The sequence below is a fragment of the Halobacillus trueperi genome (assembly GCF_003386945.1).
Lineage (GTDB): Bacteria > Bacillota > Bacilli > Bacillales > Halobacillaceae > Halobacillus > Halobacillus aidingensis.
This window is the reverse complement of record NZ_QUAE01000064.1, coordinates 1-292: the sequence shown is the minus strand read 5'-3', so window position 1 is coordinate 292 and position 292 is coordinate 1. Positions and strand designations below refer to the sequence as shown.

Sequence of the window (292 nt, the reverse complement as noted above, 5' to 3'; positions counted from 1 at the left end):
GTGCTTCGCACTGCGGGGTCTCGCCAGCCAATCCATTCCCGCGGGAGTCTCGCAGCTTCCCAGCCACCCCATTCGATGGATATGAGAAACGAACCCACATACACGAATGGAGCGTCTTCCATAACCACTACATTCTAGTTGAAAAGCCCTTTATCGCAAGCGTTCGGATACAAATGGCTGCTTGTTTGAAAGTTTAATCCATTACTTTCATTACGCTGGAAAGCTGCTTATTCTGGAAGTAGTTTCGAGATACTTATATGATCAAGGGGCGGAGGGGAATGGGGAGACTCCT

The 292-nt window shown here is 49.0% G+C and carries 1 protein-coding gene; it reads left to right on the top strand.

The annotated features are described in order from the left end of the window. A partial coding sequence (locus DYE48_RS21310) for a hypothetical protein (protein WP_208639679.1) occupies positions 1-197 on the top strand: 197 nt, incomplete at its 5' end. Between the last annotated feature and the right edge of the window lie 95 nt (positions 198-292).